The organism is Dietzia sp. KRD202, from assembly GCF_017168155.1.
GTDB classification, from domain to species: Bacteria; Actinomycetota; Actinomycetes; order Mycobacteriales; family Mycobacteriaceae; genus Dietzia; species Dietzia kunjamensis.
This window is the reverse complement of record NZ_JABFAN010000070.1, coordinates 1-404: the sequence shown is the minus strand read 5'-3', so window position 1 is coordinate 404 and position 404 is coordinate 1. Positions and strand designations below refer to the sequence as shown.

1 protein-coding gene is annotated in these 404 nt (G+C 68.6%); it reads right to left on the bottom strand.

The features are described from left to right. Positions 1 to 44: 44 nt before the first annotated feature. Positions 45 to 404: NAD-binding protein (locus tag J1M64_RS18635; RefSeq protein ID WP_206475168.1), on the bottom strand; the 360-nt coding region annotated here is incomplete at its 5' end.

Here is a 404-nt window from a genome sequence, read left to right as displayed (position 1 = left end):
GGGTGGTGTGGGGGGCGCGGCGGAGGGTCGTCGTTCCGCGGACCTCATTCCCGCACCCCTGCGGCCTCGGCGGCACTGTCCGCCAGACCGACCCCGGTGCCCTCGAAGATGTGGAAGGCCACGTCCGCTCCCCGTGCGATGAGTTCGTCCCTCTCGTCGTCGTACTGGGCGACCACCGCGACGGTGCCCTCGAAGTCCCGCGCGTCCACCTGCTCGAGAGCGATGAGGTTCGAGCCGTGGAACGGCATGGCCAGCACGATGATGTCCACCTTCTCGTCGTTCACGCAGCGGTCCCAGAAGTCGTCGTCGGTCGCGTCGGCCTCGATCACGTGGACATCCTGCTCGCGGAGCCTGGCGACCTTCACGGGGTCGTTCTCCACGCCGATGACCGCCAGACCGTACTC